General features: G+C 43.8%; 26 protein-coding genes. 19 read left to right on the top strand and 7 right to left on the bottom strand.

What is annotated here, in order from left to right:
* The first annotated feature begins 73 nt into the window (after positions 1 to 73).
* From H150_RS0106010 to H150_RS0105985, 6 genes are all read left to right on the top strand, one after another.
* Positions 74 to 793, top strand: coding sequence for a substrate-binding periplasmic protein (locus H150_RS0106010; RefSeq protein WP_019958155.1), 720 nt, complete (start codon positions 74 to 76; stop codon positions 791 to 793).
* A 93-nt stretch (positions 794 to 886) separates the two neighbouring features.
* Positions 887 to 1,918, top strand: a complete 1,032-nt coding sequence (locus H150_RS0106005) for an NAD(P)H-dependent amine dehydrogenase family protein (RefSeq protein ID WP_026353516.1) — start codon at positions 887 to 889, stop codon at positions 1,916 to 1,918.
* A 241-nt stretch (positions 1,919 to 2,159) separates the two neighbouring features.
* Complete coding sequence (gene eno / locus H150_RS0106000) at positions 2,160 to 3,446, top strand: phosphopyruvate hydratase (RefSeq protein ID WP_019958153.1); 1,287 nt, start codon at positions 2,160 to 2,162, stop codon at positions 3,444 to 3,446.
* Between the two features lie 25 nt (positions 3,447 to 3,471).
* Entirely contained in the window at positions 3,472 to 3,795 is a 324-nt protein-coding gene (locus H150_RS13870) for a septum formation initiator family protein (RefSeq protein WP_019958152.1), read from the top strand.
* A gap of 60 nt (positions 3,796 to 3,855) precedes the next feature.
* The gene (locus H150_RS0105990) at positions 3,856 to 4,716 is read left to right on the top strand and encodes a DMT family transporter (RefSeq protein WP_019958151.1); all 861 of its coding nucleotides are present in this window, start codon (positions 3,856 to 3,858) and stop codon (positions 4,714 to 4,716) included.
* Positions 4,717 to 4,744: 28 nt separating this feature from the next.
* A complete protein-coding gene (locus tag H150_RS0105985) occupies positions 4,745 to 5,116 on the top strand; it encodes a SpoIIAA family protein (protein ID WP_019958150.1) in 372 nt (123 codons plus the stop codon).
* A gap of 42 nt (positions 5,117 to 5,158) precedes the next feature.
* Here the strand turns inward: H150_RS0105985 and H150_RS0105980 are convergent, their stop codons facing one another.
* The 3 genes from H150_RS0105980 to ppsR form a co-directional block, all read right to left on the bottom strand.
* On the bottom strand, positions 5,159 to 5,581 hold the full coding sequence (locus tag H150_RS0105980) for a hypothetical protein (RefSeq protein ID WP_019958149.1): 423 nt from the start codon (positions 5,579 to 5,581) through the stop codon (positions 5,159 to 5,161).
* A 100-nt stretch (positions 5,582 to 5,681) separates the two neighbouring features.
* On the bottom strand, positions 5,682 to 6,419 hold the full coding sequence (locus H150_RS0105975; protein ID WP_019958148.1) for a UDP-2,3-diacylglucosamine diphosphatase: 738 nt from the start codon (positions 6,417 to 6,419) through the stop codon (positions 5,682 to 5,684).
* Between the two features lie 8 nt (positions 6,420 to 6,427).
* On the bottom strand, positions 6,428 to 7,249 hold the full coding sequence (gene ppsR, locus H150_RS0105970) for a posphoenolpyruvate synthetase regulatory kinase/phosphorylase PpsR (RefSeq protein ID WP_019958147.1): 822 nt from the start codon (positions 7,247 to 7,249) through the stop codon (positions 6,428 to 6,430).
* Between the two features lie 316 nt (positions 7,250 to 7,565).
* On the opposite strand from ppsR, the gene ppsA reads away from it, so the two are divergent.
* The 8 genes from ppsA to H150_RS0105930 all read left to right on the top strand — a co-directional run bounded on the left by ppsA (position 7,566) and on the right by H150_RS0105930 (position 15,766).
* Positions 7,566 to 9,953 carry a phosphoenolpyruvate synthase gene (ppsA, locus tag H150_RS0105965; RefSeq protein WP_019958146.1) on the top strand — a complete coding sequence of 796 codons (2,388 nt, stop codon included), beginning with the start codon at positions 7,566 to 7,568 and terminating at the stop codon, positions 9,951 to 9,953.
* Positions 9,954 to 10,137: 184 nt separating this feature from the next.
* Positions 10,138 to 10,494 carry a hypothetical protein gene (locus H150_RS0105960; protein ID WP_019958145.1) on the top strand — a complete coding sequence of 119 codons (357 nt, stop codon included), beginning with the start codon at positions 10,138 to 10,140 and terminating at the stop codon, positions 10,492 to 10,494.
* A gap of 160 nt (positions 10,495 to 10,654) precedes the next feature.
* The gene (locus H150_RS0105955) at positions 10,655 to 11,011 is read left to right on the top strand and encodes a hypothetical protein (protein ID WP_019958144.1); all 357 of its coding nucleotides are present in this window, start codon (positions 10,655 to 10,657) and stop codon (positions 11,009 to 11,011) included.
* Between the two features lie 203 nt (positions 11,012 to 11,214).
* Positions 11,215 to 11,571 carry a hypothetical protein gene (locus H150_RS0105950; RefSeq protein WP_019958143.1) on the top strand — a complete coding sequence of 119 codons (357 nt, stop codon included), beginning with the start codon at positions 11,215 to 11,217 and terminating at the stop codon, positions 11,569 to 11,571.
* Positions 11,572 to 12,055: 484 nt separating this feature from the next.
* Positions 12,056 to 13,489 carry a solute carrier family 23 protein gene (locus tag H150_RS0105945; RefSeq protein WP_019958142.1) on the top strand — a complete coding sequence of 478 codons (1,434 nt, stop codon included), beginning with the start codon at positions 12,056 to 12,058 and terminating at the stop codon, positions 13,487 to 13,489.
* A 124-nt stretch (positions 13,490 to 13,613) separates the two neighbouring features.
* Positions 13,614 to 14,030 carry a DUF6232 family protein gene (locus H150_RS0105940; RefSeq protein ID WP_019958141.1) on the top strand — a complete coding sequence of 139 codons (417 nt, stop codon included), beginning with the start codon at positions 13,614 to 13,616 and terminating at the stop codon, positions 14,028 to 14,030.
* A 65-nt stretch (positions 14,031 to 14,095) separates the two neighbouring features.
* Entirely contained in the window at positions 14,096 to 14,449 is a 354-nt protein-coding gene (locus H150_RS0105935; protein WP_019958140.1) for a hypothetical protein, read from the top strand.
* A gap of 132 nt (positions 14,450 to 14,581) precedes the next feature.
* Positions 14,582 to 15,766: an MFS transporter gene (locus H150_RS0105930; protein WP_019958139.1), complete on the top strand. Its 1,185-nt coding sequence runs from the start codon at positions 14,582 to 14,584 to the stop codon at positions 15,764 to 15,766.
* 49 nt (positions 15,767 to 15,815) lie between these two features.
* On the opposite strand, the gene H150_RS13865 is transcribed toward H150_RS0105930, so the two are convergent.
* Positions 15,816 to 16,904 (bottom strand): enoyl-CoA hydratase/isomerase family protein, encoded by a 1,089-nt coding sequence (locus H150_RS13865; RefSeq protein ID WP_019958138.1) that lies wholly within the window; start codon positions 16,902 to 16,904, stop codon positions 15,816 to 15,818.
* A gap of 171 nt (positions 16,905 to 17,075) precedes the next feature.
* Positions 17,076 to 18,185 carry an enoyl-CoA hydratase/isomerase family protein gene (locus H150_RS13860; RefSeq protein WP_019958137.1) on the bottom strand — a complete coding sequence of 370 codons (1,110 nt, stop codon included), beginning with the start codon at positions 18,183 to 18,185 and terminating at the stop codon, positions 17,076 to 17,078.
* Between the two features lie 268 nt (positions 18,186 to 18,453).
* Between H150_RS13860 and H150_RS0105915 the strand changes: the two genes are divergently transcribed.
* The 5 genes from H150_RS0105915 (at position 18,454) to ppk2 (ending at position 24,888) form a co-directional block, all read left to right on the top strand.
* Positions 18,454 to 19,986: a Re/Si-specific NAD(P)(+) transhydrogenase subunit alpha gene (locus H150_RS0105915; protein ID WP_019958136.1), complete on the top strand. Its 1,533-nt coding sequence runs from the start codon at positions 18,454 to 18,456 to the stop codon at positions 19,984 to 19,986.
* Between the two features lie 11 nt (positions 19,987 to 19,997).
* On the top strand, positions 19,998 to 21,380 hold the full coding sequence (gene pntB / locus H150_RS0105910) for a Re/Si-specific NAD(P)(+) transhydrogenase subunit beta (protein ID WP_019958135.1): 1,383 nt from the start codon (positions 19,998 to 20,000) through the stop codon (positions 21,378 to 21,380).
* Between the two features lie 79 nt (positions 21,381 to 21,459).
* Positions 21,460 to 21,930 carry a hypothetical protein gene (locus H150_RS14745; RefSeq protein WP_019958134.1) on the top strand — a complete coding sequence of 157 codons (471 nt, stop codon included), beginning with the start codon at positions 21,460 to 21,462 and terminating at the stop codon, positions 21,928 to 21,930.
* 37 nt (positions 21,931 to 21,967) lie between these two features.
* Positions 21,968 to 23,821, top strand: coding sequence for a bifunctional chorismate-binding protein/class IV aminotransferase (locus H150_RS13850; protein WP_019958133.1), 1,854 nt, complete (start codon positions 21,968 to 21,970; stop codon positions 23,819 to 23,821).
* Positions 23,822 to 23,997: 176 nt separating this feature from the next.
* Positions 23,998 to 24,888: a polyphosphate kinase 2 gene (gene ppk2 / locus H150_RS0105895; RefSeq protein WP_040755721.1), complete on the top strand. Its 891-nt coding sequence runs from the start codon at positions 23,998 to 24,000 to the stop codon at positions 24,886 to 24,888.
* A 39-nt stretch (positions 24,889 to 24,927) separates the two neighbouring features.
* Here the strand turns inward: ppk2 and H150_RS0105890 are convergent, their stop codons facing one another.
* Positions 24,928 to 25,248, bottom strand: coding sequence for a hypothetical protein (locus tag H150_RS0105890; RefSeq protein WP_019958131.1), 321 nt, complete (start codon positions 25,246 to 25,248; stop codon positions 24,928 to 24,930).
* An 87-nt stretch (positions 25,249 to 25,335) separates the two neighbouring features.
* Positions 25,336 to 25,707: a 50S ribosomal protein L19 gene (gene rplS, locus H150_RS0105885; protein ID WP_019958130.1), complete on the bottom strand. Its 372-nt coding sequence runs from the start codon at positions 25,705 to 25,707 to the stop codon at positions 25,336 to 25,338.
* Positions 25,708 to 25,709 lie beyond the last annotated feature (2 nt).

Genomic DNA, 25,709 nt, shown 5'->3' with positions numbered 1-25,709 from the left:
CAACATCTAAAGCACATGGGTAAGCGTCCTGTAACTTACCCATGACCAAACCACACTAAAATAGGAGTCAAAAATGAGTGATTCATCTGTATTGAAAGTGATTTGTGCTGATTTGCCTGCGCCGCCGTTGTTTTGGCGAGAAGGCGAAACCCGTTTTGGTTATGAATCGGATGTGGCGCGTGCCATTGCGGCCAAATTAGGTTTGGAATGTGAGTTTGTGTACCAACAATGGGGCGATTTTTACCCAAGCTTGAACGAAAACAAAGGCGACATTTTGTTGTGTGGCCAAGGCATTTCTGAGTATCGCAAAACTTTGGCAAATTTCACTGCGCCTTATGGTGTGTTTGATGAAGCGGTGATGGTATTGAACGATTCGCCATACAAATCTATGGAAGATTTGAAAGGCAAACGCATTGGTGCCATTGCCAATAGCATGAATATGACGTTGGTAGAAACGTTTGATGGCGTGATTGCGGTGCCATTTGTGGGTACGACTGACGACATCATGGGTGAAATGGTGGCGGCGTTGCGTGCAGGCGAAGTGGATGCGTTTGTGGACGATGATGTGGCGTTGGTGCCTTTGGCCAATGAGCCTGATTTGGCGATTGTGTACACCGCGCCTACGCAAAACAAATGGGGCATTGCCATTTCTAAAGAGCGTCCTGAAACTTTGGAGAAAGTCGATGCTGCTTTAAAAGCTTTGAAAGAAGACGGTACTTTGAAAGCTTTATGGCAACAATGGATGCCGAATTTGCAATATCCGTTTGAGCACGACACGGTGAGTCCTGCTTGATTTGATTGAAAATCAGCCCTGATTGTGTTGGCAATGAGGGCTTTTTCATATGTTGATGCAGTCTTTTTAATGTTCACACAGAAGGTTACAAGCATGGTCAATGAAAAAGTACGAGTGGTGTTATACGGATGCGGCAAAATGGCGAAAGTGATGGCCAAATATTTGCATGATCACGGCGCAGAAATCGTGGGGGCGATTGGGCGCAATGCCAAAGTGGTGGGCAAAGATGTGGGTGAATTTGCCGAGTTGGGTTTCAAAACAGGTGTGATTGTCAGCAATAATGCTGATGAGGTTTTGGATGCGTCAGATGCGCACATTGCCATTGTCGCGATTGCAAGCTATATGGAAGACTGCACTGAATTTTTTGAAAAATGTTTGTCACGCGGTATCAACGTCGTGACGACATCGGAAGAGGCGATTTATCCTTGGAATACTGCGCCTGCCATTGCCAACCGTTTGGATCGTTTGGGCAAAGATTATGACGCAACCTTAACAGGCAGCGGCATGCAAGACATTTATTGGATACACATGCCGGTTTTGGTTGCAGCTGGCGTGAATAAAATCACCAAAATTCAAGGTTCAGCCAGCTATAACGTCGAAGACTATGGTTTGGCTTTGGCTGAGGCGCATGGTGCAGGTTACGATTTGGACAAATTTGAAACCGAGATTGCGCAAGCTGAAAGTTTGCCTTCTTATATGTGGAATGCTGCCGAAGCCATTTGTGCACGCATGAATTGGACGATTGCGTCGATTTCACAAAAAAATGTCGCCATCACTTTGGATGAGCCGATAGAGTCCTCGACTTTGGGACGCACCATTGAGGTAGGTCAAGCCATTGGCATGTCGGCAGTGACCACGATTCATACCCATCAAGGCATTGAATTGGAAGTGCAGTGCATTGGTAAAGTGTATAAGCCTGGCGAAGGCGATTTGTGTGAGTGGAAATTCACAGGTGAGCCAGACATGCATTTTCAAGTGCACAATCCTGATACGGTGGCGTTAACGTGTGCTTCTGTGGTCAATCGCATTCCAAGCGTGTTGACAGCACCTGCGGGTTTGGTGACCGTAGACAAGCTCGATGGCATTTCGTATTTGACTTATCCGATGCATTTGTATGTGAATTGATGGATTCAATCTTATCGAGCAGCCATGTTCATTCAAACATGGCTGTTTTTTTTCGTTACTCAAGAATAAATGTTGAGGAAGCGTCCTGTAAATTCAGTCTAGAAAATATATTTTTACTCAAATCATTCAATGTGGATTCTGAGCCTTGCCAATTTCTGCTAAAATGTCGCCCACGTATCTTTCAGGCCGCTTCCTCAGGGCACTCGCTTTTTGACTTTAAATACAGTAGGAGTTTGACGCAATGTCAGCCATTATCGATATTTTTGCGCGTGAAGTTTTGGATTCTCGTGGTAACCCAACCGTTGAATGTGATGTTTTGTTGGAGTCAGGTGTGATGGGCCGTGCAGCCGTTCCATCTGGTGCATCAACTGGTGAAAAAGAAGCTTTGGAATTGCGCGATGGCGACAAAAGCCGTTATTTGGGTAAAGGTGTTTTAAAAGCGGTTGAAAACGTGAATGGTCAAATTGCAGAAGCTTTGATTGGTTTGGATGCGTCTGAACAATCTTACATCGACCAAGTGATGTTGGATTTGGATGGTACTGACAACAAAGGTAACTTGGGCGCAAACGCGATGTTGGCAGTGTCTATGGCAGTGGCTCGTGCTGCGGCAGAAGATGCTGGTTTGCCTTTGTACCGTTATTTGGGCGGTGCAGGCCCGATGGCGATGCCAGTTCCAATGATGAACGTGATCAATGGCGGTGCGCATGCGAACAACAGCTTGGACATCCAAGAATTCATGATTATGCCTGTGGGCGCAGAAACCTTCCGTGAAGCTTTGCGTTGTGGCGCTGAAATTTTCCATCACTTGAAAAAATTGTGTGATGACAAAGGTTATTCAACCACAGTAGGCGACGAAGGTGGTTTTGCACCTAATTTGGAAAGCCATGAAGCGGCCATCAAATTGATTTTGGAAGCGATTGACGCAGCAGGTTACACCGCAGGCGACGATGTGGTGTTGGCTTTAGATTGCGCTTCTAGCGAATTTTACAAAGACGGCAAATACCATTTGGCAGCTGAAGGCTTGCAATTGACCAGCGAACAATTCGCGTCTTATTTGGCAAACTTGGCTGAACAATATCCTATCGTGTCCATTGAAGACGGTATGAGCGAACACGACTGGGCAGGTTGGAAAATCTTGACCGACAAATTGGGCAAAACCGTTCAATTGGTGGGTGATGATTTGTTTGTGACCAATCCTGCGATTTTGGCTGAAGGCATCGAACAAGGTTTGGCGAATGCATTGTTGGTGAAAGTGAACCAAATCGGTACTTTGACTGAAACTTTGAAAGCCGTTGATTTGGCCAAACGCAACCGTTACACTTCTGTGATGAGCCACCGCTCAGGCGAAACCGAAGACAACACGATTGCGGACTTGGCTGTGGCGACCAATTGCATGCAAATCAAAACAGGCTCTTTGTCTCGTTCAGATCGTATGTCTAAATACAATCAATTGTTGCGCATCGAAGAGGAATTGGGTTCAGCAGCTTACTACCCAGGTCGTGCTGCGTTTTACCAATTGACCAAATAATCACAGACGAATGGTTGTGAATTAAATGAAGTGGGTTTCACTGGTATTGATTGCCGCATTGGCATATGTGCATTTTCATTTGTGGCTAGGCAAAGATGGATGGGATCACCATCTGCATTTGCAAGAGCGTTTGAAGGTTCAATTAGCGACCAATGAAGACGCTGGTCAACGCAATGCTACGTTACAAGCTGAATTGGAAGATTTGGGCAGTGGTGGCGATGCGATTGGTGAGTTGGCTCGATTTGAGTTGGGTTATATTGGCGATGGTGAAGTTTTTTACCGTATCGTTCCCAAAGTCACATTGGAAGATCCACATGCTGATGATATAGATGCAACCACACAACCATGATATGAGAATCAAACAGCTTTCAGGGCGACCTGAAAGCTGTTTTTACATAGATAAAAAGGAATGACAGTGATAAAACGTTTGGGCTCAGGGTGGATGGTCATCGCTGCTTTGTTTTTTGCCATTATGGGCGCATTGGTTAAGATTGGCGCACCGTATTTTTCAGCGATGGAAATGGTGTTTTATCGAACCATTTTATCGGTTGTGGTTTTGGGTGGTGTGGCGGTGGTGACAGGTAAATCTTTGGCAACACCATACATCAAAGCCCATTTGGGACGTGGCGTGGCAGGAACCATGGGCATCATGTTGTTTTTTTACGCTTTAATCCATTTGCCTTTGGCAACTGCGGTCACATTGAATTACACTTCACCGATTTTCTTGGCGATTTTGTCGTTTGTGATTTTAAAAGAGCGTATCAATCGAGCAACGGCGGCAGTATTGTTACTGGGCTTTATGGGTGTGATTATTTTGCTGCGTCCGAGTATTGGTGGTGAGCAATTTGTCGCAGGATTGGTAGGCTTAAGCGCGGGTGCGTTTGCTGGTTGGGCTTATTTGCAAGTGCGTGAATTGGCTTTGTTGGGTGAGCCTGAATGGCGGGTGGTTTTTTATTTTTCAGCTGTTTCCGCATTCATTGCAGGCATATTGGCGTTTGTAGATGGTTGGCATATGCCACAAAATGGGCAGCAAGTTTTGATTTTATTGGGTATTGGTGTGACCGCGTTGATTGCCCAATTGAGTATGACGCGAGCTTATAAAGTCGGACGCAAATTTGTGGTCGCTTCGTTTTCGTATTTGACAGTGGTATTTTCGACTGTATTGGGTGTGTTGTGGTTTGCGGAAGTCCTACATTGGCAGGAACTTGTCGGAATTGCCATTATCATTATTAGTGGTATCCTTGGCAGTGTATTACCTAAGAAAAAATAACAAAATTTTGACAGAGGGAGGTGTGGCAATGATTTCAATCAGACAACAATCGTATGGTTTGAATGTGGCTTTGTTCAATGAATTCACCTTGGATGATTTCAAATTGTTAGAGCAAAGTGTTTTGGAAGTTTTGAAAGCCCAAGACAAGCCTGATTTGTTATTGGATTTGTCTTTGATGAAAGACTTCACCATCGACATGGCATGGGAACAAGTGCGCTTTACCCGTCAACACATTGGTGAGTTTGGTTTGTTGGCCATCGTGGTTAATGATTGGTGGATAGAGTTGGGCACTCGTTTGTCTAATTTATTGTCATTGCAACATGCCAAATACTTCAAAACTGCCGAAGAAGCTCAAAAATGGCTGCTTTCTAGCCCTGAAAAACAAATGGAAGATTTGTAACAAAACAAGCGTCCTGTAAAGCTTACAGGACGCTTGTTTGTATTAAGGTCTGTCGCTATATGACTTTTCAGATTGATAACAAATCTCACGATGACTTTGCATATCGCTATGCCAATAGCCCATCATGGTATTGAAATCCATGTCTTTGAAATGCTGATTGAATGCCGATTGGTAAGCGGTGTTGTTTTGAAACAAAGTATGCAATTGTTGAATGCGCACACAGACCCAATAATGGGCTTCATCGGCAATGTTATCGTCTTGAACCTCAGCACGGTCTTCTTCTAATAAGCTGCGCAGCCGTATGAATTGTTGGAAAAACCGCTCTACGCTGGCTTGTTTTTGCGTGATTTTCTGCTCATAAGCTTGATCGGGATGGGTGGAAACATAATGTGGTGGTGCGCTGTCGGCATGGGCCATGTTCATACTTAAACCCAATAAACCGATACTGATAATACGACGAACCATTCTGTATCCTCCTTGTTTTGATATTTTAATCAATACAATAGCATGAAAAAGCGTCCTGTAAAGATTTACAGGACGCTAATGAATTGGATGATGATTGGTGTTAAAAGTGCCAAGTGCTCAATTGTATCGGTGCTGGTTGTGTGGCTTGTGCATCTAGCCACAAAATTTGTGCCTCGCCTGTTTCTTCACGCCAATCACCCAATACTATGCGCACAGAGCCATTTTCAAAATATTCTATTTCAGGACGGTGTGTGTGCCCATGCAGCAACACATCCACACCTTGCATTTGCTCGCGCACATAAGCTTTGTTGACGTCCACAGGTTGGTAATGTTTGTGGGTTTGGCGTTGGCGACTTTTGCGGCGCAAAATGTGGGCAATGCGTTGTTTGATATGAAAAGGCAAACGTTTCAAACTGCCCAATAGCCAAGGATGGCGAATGATGCGTTTGAAACGTTGATAAGCAATATCATCCGTACACAAAGCATCACCGTGTTCTAAGCGCCAAATTTTGCCTTGGTGTTGCCACAAATAAGATTCTGGTAATAAAACACCGCCAAAACGGTCTAAAAAGCCTTGTCCCAATACAAAATCCCGATTGCCGACCAATGCAAATATTTGATTGCCTGAATGGGTGAAATCTTGTAATGCTGTCACGATGGGGATTAACCACTCATTATCGTCTTGGTCATCTAACCATGCATTGAACCAGTCGCCCAAAATATACAAATCGATGGCTTGGGTTTTGTAAGTATTTAACAAAGACAAAAATCCTCGAGTCAATCGAGGATGTTCGCAAGACAAATGCAAATCGGCAATGAACAAAACACTTCTGCTCATGGGCTTCATTAAGAGCGGCGCTTGATGCCGGTTTCAATCAAAATATTGGCGGCCAATTCTTCTACCGACTTGTGAGTGGTACTTAAAAACGGGATGCCATGTTGGCGGAACATCGATTCGGCTTCGCGTACTTCTGAGCGGCAGTTTTCGATGCTGGAATATTTGGAATTAGGGCGACGTTGTTCACGAATATGATGTAAGCGTTCGGCATCGATGGTCAAACCAAACAGTTTATTTTTGAATGGCTTGAGCATGCGTGGCAAGTCGGTGCTGCCCAAATCATCTGGTGTGAGCGGATAATTGGCGGCACGCAAACCATATTGCAATGCCAAATACAAACACGTTGGGGTTTTGCCTGAGCGAGACACACCGACCAAAATCACATCGGCTTTGCGCATTTCTTTGTCTGTTGCGCCATCGTCGTGTGCCAAGCTGAAATTCACCGCTTCCATGCGTGCATGGTATTTTTCTTCGTCAGTGATGCCGTGAATGTTGCCAACAATATGAGACGCTGCGGTTTGTAATTCTTCTTCTAATCTGCTGATAAATGCATCAAAAAAATCCAAATGCAAACCATTGCTTTGGTGTACGACTTCACGAACGTCTTTGTCTACGATGCTAGAAAAAATTAATGGACGCGCAGTAGATTCGGCAGCAGCTTGGTTGATGATGTCCACCATTTTGTCGGCTTTTTCGACTGTATCAATGAAAGGATGCATGCTGCGTTTGAATTCAATATGAGAAAATTGATTCAATAAGGCTTGTCCCATACTTTCTGAGGTAATGCCTGTGCGGTCTGAAATGATAAAGGCATAGCGAGTGTGGCTCATAAACAAAACTTCCGATAAGAGATTATGAACATAATATCACACTGTTTTATGGTAACAAATTGAATGTGGTTGTGAATTTAAACATTTTAAATTTCGTTAAACTGCGTATTAAATTCTAAAAAAATTTATTTTCGATTGTATAAGTTCTAATCCGTAGAAAAATATGTGGTTTTATGGCAAAATTATGGATAAGTGTCGGTTGTTTAAATAATAAAAGCTGACATGTTAGGGTTGTTGCGGCTAAAATACGCAGGAATTTTTAGGCCGTTAAAGGCACCTCAACTTTTTTTATCAATGTATTTGGAAACAATATATTATGTCCGGTAATAACGTAATCTGGTTCGAAAATCTGCGCATGACCGATGTGGAGCAAGTAGGTGGTAAGAATGCTTCTTTGGGTGAAATGATTAGCCAATTGGCTTCGAAAGGTGTACGCGTACCTGGTGGTTTTGCGACAACTGCTGATGCTTTCCGCAAATTTATCGCACATGAGGGCTTAGACACTCGTATCAATGCGGCTTTGGACGCTTTGGATGTTGAAGATGTGAATGCCTTGGTTGAATGTGGTAAAAACATTCGCCAGTGGATTATGGATACTCCATTTCCAGCTGAGTTAGACGAAGATGTTAAAACGGCTTGGGAAAAAATGGTTGCTGATGCAGGTACAGAAGAGATTTCTGTTGCGGTTCGTTCCTCTGCTACCGCAGAAGACTTGCCAGATGCTTCATTTGCCGGTCAACAAGAAACATTCTTGAACATTAAAGGTTTGGATAACGTTAAAGAAGCGATGCACCATGTATTCGCTTCTTTGTACAATGACCGTGCGATTTCTTACCGTGTACACAAAGGCTTTGCGCACGCTGATGTGGCTTTGTCTGCTGGTGTACAACGTATGGTTCGTTCTGATTCAGGTGCGTCAGGCGTGATGTTCACCATCGACACCGAATCTGGTTTTGACCAAGTGGTGTTTGTGACTTCGTCTTATGGTTTGGGCGAAATGGTTGTTCAAGGTGCGGTGAATCCTGATGAATTCTACGTACATAAAAACAACTTGCGTGAAGGTCGTCCAGCCGTTTTGCGCAAAGTGATGGGTTCTAAATTAATCAAAATGGTCTTCACGGAGGATGCTTCTGCAGGTAAATCTGTCAAAGTAGAAGACGTAGAAGCCAATTTGCGCAATGAATTTTCTATTTCTAATGCAGAAATCGAAGAGTTGGGCAAATACGCTTTGACCATCGAAGAGCATTATGGCCGCGCGATGGACATCGAATGGGGTCGTGATGGCATTGATGGCAAAATCTACATTTTGCAAGCACGTCCTGAAACAGTGAAATCACAAGAAGGTCGTCAAGACACTTTGCGCCGCTACCGCATCAACGAAAAAGGCACTGTATTGGCTGAAGGCCGTGCCATTGGTCAAAAAGTCGGTCAAGGTCAAGTTCGTTTGATCAAAGATGCTTCTGAAATGGACACCGTAAAAGCTGGTGACGTTTTGGTAACAGACATGACTGACCCAGATTGGGAGCCAGTGATGAAACGTGCGGCTGCGATTGTGACCAATCGTGGTGGCCGTACTTGTCACGCAGCGATCATTGCGCGTGAATTGGGTATTCCTGCAGTAGTCGGTTGTGGTAACGCAACCGAATTGTTGACCGAAGGCCAAGAAGTGACTGTGTCTTGTGCTGAAGGTGACACTGGTTTGGTATACGAAGGCAAATTGGAAGTGGAAATCATCGATTTGCAATTGGATTCTATGCCAGAAGCACCTGCTAAAATCATGATGAACGTCGGCAACCCTGAATTGGCATTTGGTTTTGCCTCTTTGCCTAATGAAGGCATTGGTTTGGCGCGCATGGAATTCATCATCAACCGTCAAATCGGTATTCACCCACGTGCGTTGTTGGATTTGGCTGAACAAGAAGCTGATTTGCAAGCGACCATCAAAGAACGCATTTCTGGCTACGCGTCTCCACGTGATTTCTACATAGACAAAATCGCTGAAGGTGTGGCGACTTTGGCTGCGGCAATGTACCCGAAAAAAGTCATTGTTCGTACCTCAGACTTCAAATCAAATGAATATGCTAACTTGATTGGCGGCAGCATTTACGAGCCTCACGAAGAAAACCCAATGTTGGGCTTCCGTGGTGCGGCGCGTTATGTTTCTGAAGAATTTAAAGACTGTTTCGCGATGGAATGCGAAGCGTTGAAACGTGTTCGTGATGAAATGGGCTTCACCAATGTGGAAATCATGATTCCTTTCGTGCGTACTTTGCGCGAAGCGGAAGCTGTGGTGAATTTGTTGCGTGAAAATGGTTTAGAGCGTGGCAAAAACGGCTTGCGTTTGATCATGATGTGCGAATTGCCAACCAACGCGGTTTTGGCTGAGCAATTCTTACAATTCTTTGACGGCTTCTCTATCGGCTCTAACGACATGACCCAATTGACTTTGGGCGTGGACCGCGACAGTGGTGGCCCAATTGCTTCAACATTCGACGAACGCGATCCTGCTGTGAAAGTCATGTTGAGCTTGGCGATCAATGCTTGCCGTAAGTTGAACAAATACGTGGGTATTTGTGGTCAAGGTCCATCGGATCATCCTGATTTGGCCAAATGGTTGGTTGAGCAAGGTATCGAAACCATTTCTTTGAATCCAGACACTGTGATTGAAACATGGTTGTACTTGGCTAAAGAATTGAAAAAATAATCACTTGATTTAAGCGATGAAATACAAAGCGTCCTGTAAGGTTTACAGGACGCTTTTTTATGCTTTTGTGGTATGAAAATCTTTTTTGATATGTCAGATGGAATATCAATCAATATTCTAAATCAATGGTTTGTGATGATGTTAGAATGAGGACTCTTATTTTTAAAATTCAAAGGGGAATGGAATGAAAAAATGGTTTTTAGCTTTGTTGTTGGGGGTTTCATTGACCATGCCTGTGACTGCATCGGCTAATGAAGTCAATGAATTGTGCCAATCTTTAGGTGAGTTTGCTGGTGAGATTTTAGATGGTCGTAAAGAGGGTTTGAGTCGGTCTGAAGCGATGGGTATTGTTCGTGAATCTGTTGCCGATTTGCGTGGCGAAGAGAAGCAAATGGTCAATGAATTGCTCACTGGGGTGGTACAAAGCGTGTATGAATTGTCATCATCTGAAATTTCAACCTCTAATGCATCTGAAGCCCGTATTTTCAAGCGTGAATTTGTTAAAGGTTTTGATTTAGAGTGCCGCAAGCAATTGCGCTAATTAAAAATTAATTTTGGTTTTTTAAAAGCATCTTATCAAAATGATAGGATGCTTTTTTCATGTTAAAAAAATATCTTACGTCATAGGAATATTGAAAAGGAATTTTTATGAAAAGACAGAAGTCAAAAGTCATTCAAAACGAATATGATGGGAGATTCAAATGAAAAAGTGGCTTTTAACTTTGTACGTCAGTATGTCGTTATTGATGCCTATGACAGCTTCTGCCAATGAATTGAGTGCTTTGTGTCGATCTGCCAGTGATTTTGCAGGCGGCATTTTAGATGCACGCAAAGCAGGCGTACATAATACAGATGCATTGAATGTTGTTGAGCAGATTACAGTGGGTTTAAATGGGTCTGAAAAGCAAATATTTGGAAATTTATTGAGAGGCATGGTGGGGATAGTTTATAGCTTACCTTCATCTCAAGTTCATTTTAAGCATAAAACCGATTCGGATACATTCCGACGTAATTTCGTCAACAGTTTGCATGTGGAGTGTATCAGACAAAATTCGTAATCCAATATTCTCCTGTAAAAATACCAATGAGCGTCTTGTGTCGTTGCAAGGTGCTTTTTATTATTGCTTTAAGGAAATGAAAAAGTAGATTGATGTAATAAACAGGTCTTATTGAAATATTTAAAAGGAATTTTTAAGCAATATGACATGTCCAAAATAATCATTTAGCATTGATTCAAAATGGGAAAATAAGGAGGAGTCAAATGAAAAAATGGATGATGGGATGTTTGCTTAGTACGATATGGATTTGGCCCATGATGGCATCGGCCAATCAATCTGTGCAATTGTGTGGCACTGTAAGCTATTTCGGTGGTGAGGTATTTGAAGCACGTCGGGCAGGTTATAGCCGTTTGCAATCCTTGGCAATGGTTAATAGTGCTGTGGCAAATTTACATGGTAATGAAAGAGCGGTGTTTACCAATTTGTTTCAAGGTATGGTGGCTGGTGTGTATGATTTACCTGAACAAGCCACCATGACTTCGGATGCTGAGGCGGCCTTGGCATTTAAATATACATTCATGCAAGATTTTTATGGGTCATGCTTGAGATATTTAAATTGAAATTGGGAAAAGCGTGTTAAAAAGCGTCCTGTAAATATTTACAGGACGCTTTTTATTGGTTATTTCAATTTGTGAATATATGACATTGATTTTTTGATTTAATTTTAATTGTTTAATAGCGTCAGTATTATTGGGAATGGACAAAAATGTCACATATTTTATGCAAATGATTTATTGGTGAATAAAAAGAATTTATTTTGGATTTTTTTAATATAAGTATTTGTTTTTAAGTGATTTAAATTGTTCAATCAAATGTTTTAAATTGATTGATATGGCATATTTTTAGCTATATTAAAATAGTGAATCTATAAAAAATAATTGAATTTAAATTCATGATTTGATAGCTTAGCTTGGTTGTTTGCATACGATACGATATTAAAAATAACAGTTGTTTCATTGAGATTGAATGTGCAGACAAAGAGGAGCGTCGCTGTGTGCCAAAAACATGCAGCATTTACGAATCAAGCTACAAAGGAAAACATCTATGCCATTAAAAAGAGAACACGGGCAAGAACATCCATATTGGCCATTAGGACCTTTTAAAGTCAGATTGCCATTCATTCATTACCGTTGGGAGTTCCCTGAAATGATTCAAGCATTCATCATGTTTGTAGTCAGTTTGGGTATGATTCCGCTATTGCAGCAATATTTGGGTTTGCCATACGAAGCGGCTTTGGCTGGTGTTGTGGTGTGTGGTATTGGTTTTATGTTGCCAGCATTATTAGGCGTGCCTATGGTGCCCGGTTGGATTACGCCAGCGATTCCAGTGACTTTGTTATATTTGCAAAGCTTTGAGCCAGGTCCTGAAGCCATCAAAGCGATGATTGCTTTGCAAGTGATTGTATTTTTGATTTTCTTGATTTTGGGCATTACTGGTTTAGGCAGTAAATTGGTTAATGCTATTCCCAATTCTTTGAAATGTGGCGTGATTATTGGTGCGGGTATCGCCGCCATGATGGGAGAATTGAAAGCGGGTGGTCGTGTGGAGGGTGCACCAATTTCGATTATTTTGGGTGCAATTATTGCCGCTTACATTTTATTTTCACTGTCGTTTAAAAATGTGGTGTTGCGCAATGCATTTGCCAAACAGATTTCCAATTTTGGTATGGTGCCCGGTATTGTGATTGCCATGATAGTTGGTTGGAGTTTGGGCGAATTTGCATTGCCGAATATTGAATGGGGTGTCACACAGCCTGATTTTGGTTTGTTGTATGCGCATTTGGGCTTTAGTGTGGGTTGGCCTACTGCCAGTATGTTTTTATTAGCAGTACCAACAGCAATCATTGCTTATGTGATTGCATTTGGTGATATTTTGGTGGGTTCTACTTTGATTAAGCGTGCAGAGCACCAGCGTCCTGATGAAACAGTTGAAATCAATGTCACTCGTGTGCATTTGGTAACTGCCATTCGCAATGCCATTCATGCTTTGTTTGCACCTTGGCCTGGTTTAGCAGGTCCGTTATGGACGCCTATTCAGGCTTCTACTGCTGAGCGTTATGCTTTGGGTCGCAAATCTATGGATTCGATTTACAGTGGTCAAGGTACGTTTTGGATTTCAGGTTTCTTGGCTTTGTTTGTATTGCCATTGGTAACCATGTTCAAACCTGTTTTGCCTTTGGCTTTGTCGTTGACCATGATTTTGACGGCTTATATTTGTATTATGGTTGGTATGGAAGAATTGAAAAATTCGGCGGAGCGTGGTGTGGCAGGTATTGTGGCGGTGACTTTGACCATGCCCGATCCACGTGCGACCATTTATGCAATTGTGGTTGGTGTGGTATTGTATTTGTTAATTGAGCGTACCAACGCAGCAGCGCGTGACGAAGGTGATTTGTCGATTATTTCTGACAATACCGCTGCCATTGAGGCAGGTTCTAGTGATGGCGTGGCAGCACCAAATCAAAAAACCAGTTCTTAAAACTTGGGTTTTTTAATTCAGACATCCTGTATGAATACAGGATGTTTTTTTATTTGCAAACGAGGTTTGGCGACAATGGTAACTTTTGTTAAAGTAGTAAGGGTTTGAATAAGATTGAAGAACAATGGAATTAGAAAAATTGAATGCCAGTTTGGCAAAATACGATGTGCAGTTTGATGCTGTGGCGATGACTGTGGCAGGGGCGCGTTATCCTTATGCCGATATTGCCAGCATTCATTATTTGAAACCAAAAAAGCGGGCATTGATTCGCTTTTTGACGACGCTGGCAACGGTTGCATTGGCAGCTTGGATTGTTTTGGCATCGCAACACCAAAGTGAATCGATTAAATTGGCTGTGGGTATATTAATCGGTTTGACCATAGCGCGGTTTTATATGTTGGGTAAGGTTTTCCCAAAATTAAGTGTGACTTTGAAAAATGGCGATAAGGTTGAGGTGATGAAGAAATTTGATTTGATTGCAGCAGATCGTATTTATGCGCAGCTGGTATATCAAATGCAAACAGATTCATTAAAAAAATAATCCAGTCCATTGTATTTTTACAGGACGCTTGATGACATCAAGTTACACTACAAAAGGGAGAAAAAATGAAAAAATGGTTAGGCGTGGTTGTATTGTGCTGCTCTATGTCGGCTATGGCCAATGAGATGCATGAAGTTTGTACCGATTCAGCAGAGTTTGGCGGCGAAGTTTTTGAATTGCGTCAATTGGGTGTGGGACGTGATACTGCTTTGAGTTTGGTTAAAGATGCGCTCAAAGATGTTCGTGGTGAGGAGCGCATTGTGGCGGGGCAATTGTTGAATGCGGTTGTGAATGGGGTATATGACATAGATTTGGATGCAGATGAATTGGCTGCTTTAAATGAGTCAGAAGTCGCCATGTTAAAACAAGTGTTTGTAGAGACGATGCGTGATGAGTGTCAGTCTAAAATGAATGATTGATGTTATCTTTTTAATCAGCGTCCTGTCATATTTACAGGCCGCTTTTTAATGGCTTGGTATCACCATTCATCATAAAAATAAAATGAGATTGAAGCACTGCATTTAAAACACAAGCATCAAAGGAGTCGTGGTTTGAAACAACATAAATTTGCGCCATGGTTAATCATTATGGCGGGCGTGGTTGCGGCCATGCACATTGGTAAATTGCCGCCGACCATTCCGATTTTGCAGCAACAATTGGATTTGAATTTGAATCAAGTGGGATTTTTACTTTCGGCCATTCAAGCAGCAGGTATGTTGTGCGCATTGAGTTTGGGCATGGCCGCTGGCAAAATTGGCTTAAAAAAAATGTTAATGGGCGGTTTGGGAATTTTGATGGTGGCCAGTACCTTGGGCGCTTTTTCTCAACATTTTTATGCGTTGTTTGCAGCAAGATTGTTAGAAGGATTTGGCTTTTTGTGTGTGATTTTGCCCGCACCGGCTTTGCTCAGACAATTGGTCTCTTTAGACAAACTCAAAGCCATGATGGCATATTGGGGCGCGTATATGGGTTTGGGCGTGGCTTTGAGTTTGTTAATCACACCACTGGGTTTGCAAGCGTTTCATTGGTCTTATGTGTGGTTGGGTTTTGCTGCGTTGGCTTTTGTGATGGGGCTGTGGGTGTGGCGGGTGGTTCCTGTGGTGCAGGTGTCTCATCATCAGCAACAATCGCTAGGGCAATTGTTCCGTCAGATTTTGTCTCATGCACCATCATGGTTATTGGGTTTGGTATTTGCTTGTTATACCAGCCAATGGTTTGCCATTATGGGCTTTTTACCATCTATTTATATACAAGCGAATGTTGCCGCAGCACATGCGGGTATGTTGACGGCATTGGTGTGTTTGAGCAATGTTTTGGGCTCGGTGTTGTCAGGTGTTTTATTGCAACAAGGTCGCCGTGCGTTGAGCTTATTAAGCACAGGTTTTGTTGTGATGATAGTCGGTACCATTATGATGTTTGCAGGCGTGAACGACTTGCCATTTATATGGCAATATGTCGGCGTCTTGGCTTTTTCTATGGTCGGTGGTTTGATTCCCGGGGTGGTATTCGCTTATGCAGGCGTCTTTGCACCAAGCCCACAATTGGTAGCAGGCAGCATCGGTTGGATACAACAATGGTCTTCGCTCGGACAGTTTTGTTTGCCACCATTAATGGGCGTGTTGGTGACATGGTGGGGCGGTTGGGAGCAAGCATGGATGGTGTGTGTGACTTTGAGCATTCTCGGTATTTTAGGCTCATTTAAAATCCAAAGCTTGATAGACAAAGTGAGGTTTTAAAAACCATTCAAGCGTCCTGTAAATGTTACAGGACGCTTTTAAATGTGTATTACAAAATCATCTCTATGCTTAATGGATTAAAAAATGGTGTGAGCCACGCATCATCTATTTCAGCTGCGGTTTTTTGCCATTTTGGATTTTTGTCTTTGTCGATGAGCAAAGCGCGCACACCTTCGCTAAAATCAGGCATCAACACACAATGGGTTGCAACCGTATGTTCTAAATTTAAAATGTCTTTGAGCGACAAATGACGGCATTTTTGCATCAATTCCCAATGCAAAGCGGCACTGGTAGCGCAACCTTGTTCGATAAAATGAGCAGCATTTTCCATCCAATCGCTGTCGTGGCGGTGCGCCAAAATCAGATTCAAAGCGTCCTGAAACGTTGCTTGCTGGGTAATTTGGGTAATGGTGTGTTGATGGGCGAGCAAATGGCCTTCAGGTAAGGTGGCTGCGGGTAAATCCAACAAAGCTTGTTTGATGGCAACCAACGGTTTTTGATGCCATTTGGCTTGTTGTAAAGTTTGTAAAATGCGCTCTTTACTGTCGCTGGCAAAAGCAAATTCAGCCAAATTGCCCAATATGGCATCGTTGCCATTGAATCGTGCGCCACTCAATCCCAAAAATACGCCACTTTTGAATGGGAATTTTTGTAAAAAAGCATTCGCGCCGGCATCGGGAAACAAGCCTATGCTGATTTCAGGCATTGCCATTTGTGTGGTTTCGGTGACGATGCGTACAGTGGACGCTGCAGCCAAACCCAAGCCACCGCCCATGACGATGCCGCTACACCAAGTGATGATGGGTTTGGCATAATGCGCCATGTAAGCGTACAAACCATATTCATGTTGGAAAAAATGGGCAACTTGTGCTGCGGCATCTTCTTGTCCGACACATTGTTGCAATGCACGAATGTCACCACCTGCACACAAAGCCCGCTCATTGCCTTCTAACCAAACTGCTACGATGTTGGCATCTTGCTCCCATGTTTGCAATTGTGCGCGCATGGCTTGGATGACTTCTAAATTCAAAGAATTTAAGGCTTTAGGGCGATTGATACTTAAAATGCCGATGTGTTTGCCATCGAATGTTGGCAATAATTGGCTTAAAACGACTGCTTGTGAAACAGGGTTACTCATGAAAACTCCTTGATAGATGGGTCAGCACACCGTTTTTTGTTCAGTATAGGTATGGTGTGGTGGTTTGAGGATAACAGTGACCCCATCTAAATGGCATGTTGCCGCTCACAAACAAGTAAAATTGTGTGTTAGCGGCAACAGTGAAGGCGTTTCAAGATGAATGGCATGGCTTTATGCCAAAGTGACAGATTCAATCGATGTTTTGGCTAAATATTCACTGCTCTCAAAAAAAGTATCCAACCATGCTCGATTCACTTGCGCGATGGATTTGACCCATTGCGGATTTTTATCTTTATCAATCAGCAACGCACGCACGCCTTCTAGAAAATCGGGACGGGTACAGCATTGTTGCGACACGATTAATTCTTGCTCGATGCATTCAGCGAGCGATGCATGTTTCAAATCTTCCATCAAACGCCAAATCAAACCCATGCTGGTTGGGCAACCATTTTGGGTATTTTCATGCGCTTGTGCCAACCAATTATTGTCAGCGTGATTGTGTGCCAAGATGGTTAAGGCGTCCTGAAAGGTAGCTTGGCTGACAATTTCTTGCAAAACGGCATGGTTGGCCAAAATCTGGCTCTCAGGCAATGCCGCAGCTTGCAATGGATTCAAGGTCTGGCGCACCACTTGATGCGCAGGCATAGACCAATCGGCAGCAATCAAAGCTTCTAAAGTTTCTTGGCGGCTGTCGCTTGGGCGTGAATAGGCGGCTAAATTGCCCAACAAGGCATCGCGACCATTGAAGCGCGCGCCTGTTAAGCCTAAAAAGCGACCACTGCCAAACGGGAATTTTTGCAAAAACCATGTGCCGCCTGCATCAGGATACAAGCCTATGCTGATTTCAGGCATCGCCATCATGGTCGTTTCGGTCACAATCGTGTGGCTGGCGGCATTGGCCAAACCCATGCCACCGCCCATCACAATCCCGCTTGCCCAACACACCACAGGCTTGGGATAGCGGCTCAAGTATTCACACAAATAATATTCAGCAGCAAAAAATTCATGCACATGTTCGTGCGCTTGTTGTTCATTTAGCGCATCCACCACACCTTGACGCAATTCACGAATGTCACCGCCTGCACAAAAAGCTTTGTCACCACTGCCATCTAACCAAATCATGGCAATACTGTCGTCATTTTGCCAAGTTTCTAATTGTTGACGCAGCTGAATAATCAACGCTGTGTTTTGCGCATTCAAGGCTTTAGGTCGATTTAATGTTGCGATGGCAATAAATTGATTGTGGGATGTTGGAATGGTTGAAAACAAGACTAATGGCATATCCACAGTGGTTTCCTAGTTTGATGTGTATATTTTTAATAATAAGTGAATGAATTATAACATATTTTGAATAATGTGCTAATGAAAAAATATGCTATCAACTCATTGAAATTTTGGGTTGAATTGGTGAAACTCGCATGATGGGACAGATTCAATTTACAAAATGATGGATGGTTTTGATTCAAATGTCATGGTTGTGGATGTGAGTCATATCTTTTGAACGATAGTTATTGTGATCAATCACACCATTTTATGAAGGAGGCATGCGATGAAAATCGGGATACCTAAGGAAAGTTTGAGTCGTGAGTTGCGTGTTGCGGCTACACCCACCACGGTAGCGCAATTGGTAAAATTGGGTTTTGCAGTGGAAGTCGAAACCCAAGCGGGGATGGGAGCGAGTTTTGATGATTTGGCTTATGTCAATGCAGGCGCTTTGGTGGTGGATGCAGAGCAGGTCTGGCGAGCAAACATGCTTTTAAAGGTCAATCCACCGACTTTTACAGAAGTCGAAAAAATGCAAAAAGGCGCAGTATTGGTCAGTTTCATACAGGCCGCTCAAAATCCTGATTTGCTTGAAAAATTGCGTGCTCAAGGTGTGACGGCCTTGGCGATGGAAATGGTGCCGCGTATTTCTCGCGCCCAGTCTATGGATGCGTTGTCGTCTTTGGCCAATATCAGTGGTTACAGGGCGGTGATAGAAGCGGCGCATGAATTTGGGCGTTTTTTTACAGGGCAAATTACCGCTGCAGGCAAAGTACCACCGGCAAAAGTTTTGGTGATTGGTGCGGGCGTGGCGGGTTTGGCGGCTATTGGGGCAGCAAATTCTTTGGGAGCCATCGTTAGGGCATTTGATACCCGTTTGGAGGTGGCAGAACAAATTGAATCCATGGGTGGGCAGTTTTTGAAATTGGATTTTCCGAATGAAGCAGGTGGCAGTGCTGATGGTTATGCCAAAGTGATGTCGGAAGAGTTCATCGCAGCTGAAATGAAATTGTTTACCCAGCAAGCCCAAGAGGTGGACATTATCATCACAACCGCAGCCATTCCAGGTAAGCCTTCACCCAAATTGATTACCAAAGCGATGGTCGACAGCATGAAACCAGGATCGGTGATTGTGGATTTGGCCGCGGTGGGCGGTGGCAATTGTGAATATACCGTGCCGGGTGAATTGATTGTGACAACAGGCGGTGTGAAAGTGATTGGTTACACCGATTTGTCCAATCGCTTGGCAGGACAGTCTTCACAGCTATACGCTACTAATTTGCTGAATTTGACCAAACTTATTACACCTGAGAAAAATGGTGAAATCGTTTTGAATACGGAAGACGTGATTGTGCGCAATATGATGGTGACGCATGACGAAGCAGTAACATTTCCACCACCGCCGATTCAAGTTTCAGTACAGCCTCAAACAGTCAAAACCGAAACCATAGAAAAACCAGCACCTAAACCGGTTGCCGCATGGAAAAAAATGTTGCCTGCCATACTCGCAGCTATGGCGATTTTATGGGTAGGCGCATTGGCACCGACTGAGTTTTTAAATCATTTTATTGTGTTTGTGCTTGCGTGTGTGGTTGGTTATTACGTGGTGTGGAATGTGTCACACTCTTTGCACACACCTTTGATGTCAGTGACCAATGCCATTTCAGGCATTGTGATTTTGGGCGTGATTTTGCAAATCGGACAAGGGCATTTCTTGGTCAGTATATTGGCTTTTGTCGCCGTATTTTTGGTCAGTATCAATATTTTTGGCGGTTTTTTTGTCACTCGCCGCATGCTCAATATGTTCCGTAAAGGTTAAGGGGAAAACTCATGTCTTCAGGATTTGTCAGTGCCGCTTACATTATTGCGGCCGTTTTATTCATCGCCAGTTTGGCAGGTTTGTCCAAACAAGAAACTGCTAAGCGTGGCAATGTTTTTGGTATGTTGGGAATGACTATTGCGTTGGTGGTGACGGTGTTTGGTCAAAACACGCAAGGCTTGGTTTGGATTTTGATTGCGATGTTGGCAGGTGCCGCTGTTGGTATTTACCGTGCCAGCAAAGTTGAAATGACACAAATGCCCGAACTCATCGCGATTTTACACAGTTTTGTCGGTTTGGCAGCGGTGTTTGTAGGCTTTAACAGCTATATTGAACCCGGCAATATTGCCGCTGACATGCACACCATCCATATGGTCGAAGTGTTTTTAGGCATGTTCATTGGCGCGGTGACATTTACGGGTTCGTTGGTCGCATTTGGTAAGCTCAATGGTAAAATCAGCTCCAAAGCCTTGACCTTGCCCAATAAAAATTTGCTCAATATTGCGGCTTTGGTGTCTGGCGTGATTTTGTTGGTTTTATTCTTGGGTGCGGGCGGCGCTTGGTGGGGTACGGCGTGTTTGTTGTTGATGACCGTGATTGCTATGGGTTTCGGTTGGCATTTAGTGGCGTCTATTGGTGGTGCTGACATGCCTGTGGTCATTTCCATGCTCAATTCGTATTCAGGTTGGGCTGCCGCAGCAACAGGTTTTATGTTGTCGAATGATTTGTTGATTGTCACAGGTGCTTTGGTCGGCTCTTCAGGGGCGATTTTGTCATACATCATGTGTAAAGCCATGAACCGCTCGTTTATTTCGGTGATTGCAGGCGGTTTTGGCAATGAAACCAGTGCCAATGCCGAAGAAGTGACGGGCGAGCACAAAGAAATTCAAGCCGATGCGTTGGCTGCCATGCTCAAAGAAGCCAGCAGCGTCATCATTACACCGGGTTATGGCATGGCGGTGGCACAAGCGCAATATCCTGTGGCTGAATTAACGCAAAAATTGCGTGCCAAAGGGATTAACGTGCGCTTTGGTATTCATCCTGTGGCAGGGCGTTTGCCTGGACACATGAATGTGTTGCTCGCTGAAGCGAAAGTACCTTACGACATTGTGTTGGAAATGGATGAAATCAACGATGATTTTGGTGACACCGATGTGGTGTTAGTCATTGGTGCCAATGACACGGTCAATCCTGCTGCTGCCTCTGACCCGCACAGCCCTATTGCAGGCATGCCTGTTTTGCATGTGTGGGATGCTAAAAATGTGGTGGTGTTCAAGCGTTCGATGAATGCAGGCTATGCAGGTGTGCAAAACCCATTGTTTTTCAATGACAACAGCTTTATGTATTTTGGAGATGCCAAAGACAAAGTTGCGGAAATTTTGCAGCACTTGTAAAAGCGTCCTGAAAACTTTGACAAGCGGCTTACAGGCCGCTTGATTTGATAGGACAATCGCCATTAATGAAGGAAAACACATGTTGTGTAAACAGAAAGTGCAAATTATTTTTGGGTTGTTGTTGTGTGCCTGTATCACGGTAGCGGGCGCGCAATCGCCTGCGGGATTTGTCAAAAAAGTGTATGCCGATCACTTGAATGAAGATTTATTAGGCATTGATACGATTAAATTGCATGCCGCACCGCAATTGCGCCGCTTGATTGAAGAGCGCGATCGCATTGCCGATGCGCATGAAGGTGAAATGTGTGAATGGGTCTATGATGCGTATCCACTAATTCCGGGCAATGACTATGACACTCGTTTGAATCAAATGACATTCACACCGTTGGCCAATGGTCGCATCAAAGCCAAAGGCCGGAATTTTGGTCAAACATTTGAAATTGATTTTGCGGTGGCATGCAGTGGCGATACTTGTAAAATCGTCAATTTGTATACGCCTGATGATTATCGGGCAAAAATGGCACAAATCATTCGAGCGGGAACGTGTTAGTGTTGTTGTTAATTTTTAAAATGAATAAAGTCAAAGCATGAAATCATTAGAAAGACCGTATTTTGTGGTTTTGGACGATGCCCAAACCAAGCGTTGTCGTTATTACCAAAACTGGGTTGGTTTGGATACCATCACTGCCGATCAATTGCATCAAATAGATGGCTTATTGCGGCAAGGGTGGGACAAATCTTGGCATGTGGTGTTGTGGCAATCATATGATTTTGGTGTCGATGTGATGTTTGGTGACCATGAGCATGCCATGTATTTGTTGTGGTTTGAGCGTTGCGATGTGGTGGATGAGGCCGATGAAAGTTTGCCTTGGCGTGCGGTACAAGACCATGCTGGTATTGTGGATTTGTGCAATACCACCGAGCAAGAGGATTATTTGCGCCACATTGCAGAGATTCATGCGGCCATCGGTCGGGGGGATGTGTATCAAATCAATTACACCACTGCTTGGACAGGGACGGCTTATGGCGAGCCTGTGGCTTTGTATCAGCGTTTGCGTGAACGCCAACAAGTGCCTTATGGCGTTTTGGCGCATGTGCCGCCTGAAGTCAATGGTGGCGCAGCTTGGCATTTGGGTTTTTCGCCTGAATTGTTTTTGCAATTGCAAGATGATGGCACCATGCTTACCAAGCCCATGAAAGGCACGGCACCGATTTTACAGGACGGCTTAGATGAAGCGCGTGCACACGCTTTGCAAAACGATGCCAAAAATCGTGCTGAAAACGTGATGATTGTGGATTTATTGCGCAATGATTTGGGCAAATTGGCCACTGTGGGCGGTGTGGCTGTGCCGCAAGCGTTTGAAGTCAATGCGTTCGGTTCGGTGTGGCAAATGACTTCCACCGTCACCGCCACGATGCGTCCTGAAACCAAGGTTGCAGACATTTTACAGGCCGCTTTTCCTTGTGGCTCGATTACAGGTGCGCCCAAACGCATGGCGATGCAAGTGATTGCCGATTTGGAGCAGCGCAAGCGTGGTATGTACACAGGCAGTATTGGTTATTTAGAGCCTTGTGATGGCGGTTTGGGCTTTGAAGGTGTGTGGAATGTCATCATCCGTTCTTTGAGTTTGACACAACAACAAAACAGCCCACATTATGATTTGAATATGGGCATTGGTTCGGGCATTGTTATCGATAGCGTGGCAGAAGATGAATGGGACGAATGTTTGTGGAAAGCCCGTTTTGTACAGCAATTGCCCTCAGCGATAGGCTTGATGGAAACGATGTTGGTCGAAGATGGCGTGTGTGCGCTATTGGATTGGCACAAACAGCGTTTGCACCACAGCAGCAAGGCTTTGAGTGTGCCTGTGAATGTAGAACAGGTGTGGCAAGATTTACAGGACGCTTGTGTGCAAAAATATGCACAAGGACGCTTTCGGGTGAAATGTGAAGTTTTGCCTAATGGCGAAGTGGTGTGGACGGATGCCCCATTAATCCCTTTGCAAGGCAAACAGCGTGTGTGTGTCAGCGAGGTGGTATTGCCTATTCAAGACGTGTTGCGCCGCCATAAAACCACGCAGCGACATGTTTTGGACAGCGTGTGGCAAGCTGCGATGGTGCAAGACTGTTTTGATGGTTTGCTGTTTAATCAAGCAGGCTATCTGCTTGAAGGTGGTCGCTCGAATGTGTTTGTGCAAATGGCTGATGGACGTGTGTATACGCCAAGTTTGGATTTGGATATTTTGAATGGTGTGATGCGCCAAGCTGTTTTGCACAATCCTGCACAATACGGTTTTGAGCATGGTGTACAAGAATCGGCTTGTATTGATTGGGTAATGTTACAGGACGCTGCTCATATTTATATGAGCAATGCCTTGCGTGGCTTGATGGAAGTGGATTTGCTTGATTCATTTGACATAACACAAAAGCATATTGTTTAAGTGCTTAATTGTGGTGATAATCGGCTTATAATATTCATAAAAATGTCATTAAAATCATTTATCACACAAATCACGAAGGTCGATATATGGGTACGTCGTTATCTGAAGTAGTGGAAGTTTCGCAAGATGTCGTGCAAGACGATGCGGTTGTTGTTGAGGAAAAAGACACAGTAGACATGGTGCTTGTCAATGAATTGGTGGAGGAGCTGGCTGATATCGATGAAGATGGTCTGTCCATTTTCACCGAAAGCGTGTTGCATACGCCTTTGAGCCAAGAAAATGCTGATCGGGCACCTTTACCTAAAAATTATCCGTACAAAAACCGCATAAGTCGTAAAGTGTATGAGCATGACAAACAATTGTTGCAAATTGAATTGTTAAAAGTGCAATCTTGGGTCAAAGAAACGGGTCAGCGCATTGTATGTTTGTTTGAAGGTCGTGATGCAGCGGGCAAGGGCGGTACCATCAAACGCTTTATGGAGCATTTAAATCCGCGTGGTGCGCGTGTGGTGGCGTTGGAAAAGCCGACTGAAGTCGAGCGCGGTCAATGGTATTTTCAACGCTATTTAAATCATTTGCCAACAGCAGGTGAAATGGTGTTGTTTGACCGTTCTTGGTATAACCGTGCTGGCGTGGAAAAGGTGATGGGTTTTTGTGAATCGCATGAATATTTACAATTCATGCGCCAAGCGCCTGAAGTGGAGCGCATGTTGGTCAATGATGGCATTCATATTTTTAAATTTTGGTTTTCAGTCAGTCGTGAAGAGCAATTGCGCCGTTTTATTTCACGCCGTGATGACCCATTAAAACATTGGAAATTGTCGCCGATTGACATCCAATCTTTAGACCGTTGGGATGATTACACTGAAGCGAAAAACCAAATGTTTTTCCATACCCATACAGGCGATGCGCCGTGGATGGTCATCAAATCGGATGACAAAAAACGGGCGCGTTTGAATTGTATTCGTCATTTTTTACATGCTTTGGATTATCCGGGTAAGGATGTCAAAGCCATTAAAGGGGTAGACAATAAAATTGTGTCTAAACCCAGAATTAAAAACAAATAATCAGCCTTCAATAAGCGTCCTGTAACCATACAGGACGCTTTATTTGTTTTTGGGTAATATTTGGGCTCGACATATTTGAAAAGCTGCTTGGGTGGACTGGCTGTATTGTTGTTGTAACTGCGCTTGGGATAATTGCGTTAAGCGCCACAAATCACGTACAGACAATTGTTGCTTGGCTTGTGTGACCATACAACGGCAGATGGGCGTGTGTTGGCTGCTAGAAAGCTTCAATTGTGGCAATTGGCTGAGGTATTGGTGGCATTGTTGTTGTAACCATTTATCAGGGCTAAGAGTCCAGTTGGCATAAATGCTGTGGCTCAAACATAACAAAGCCATGCTGAATAAAACCGAATGACGCATAAACGACCTTTGATTGTGGGTGGAAGCATCATAAAAAAAACGGTGCCATTTGGCACCGTTTTTAACGTATTTTTAGCAAATACTGAATTATTTAGCCACTTTACGTGCTGGCAATTTCTCTTTAATACGAGCAGCTTTACCAGTCAAACCACGTAAGTAGTACAATTTAGCGCGACGAACGTCACCACGACGTTTCACTTCAATTTTAGCTACTGAAGGAGCGTACAATTGGAATGTACGTTCAACGCCTTCACCGTTAGAGATTTTACGAACGATGAAGCTAGAGTTCAAACCACGGTTACGACGAGCGATAACAACGCCTTCGTAAGCCTGCAAACGAGTACGAGTACCCTCAGTTACAGATACAGATACGATTACAGTGTCACCTGGTGCAAATGCAGGGATTTCTTTGTTCAAGCGAGCAATTTCTTCTTGCTCTAATTGTTCAATAATGTTCATTT

This window comes from Vitreoscilla stercoraria DSM 513, assembly GCF_000382305.1.
Classification (GTDB): domain Bacteria; phylum Pseudomonadota; class Gammaproteobacteria; order Burkholderiales; family Neisseriaceae; genus Vitreoscilla; species Vitreoscilla stercoraria.
This window is presented reverse-complemented; position numbering and strand designations above follow the sequence as displayed.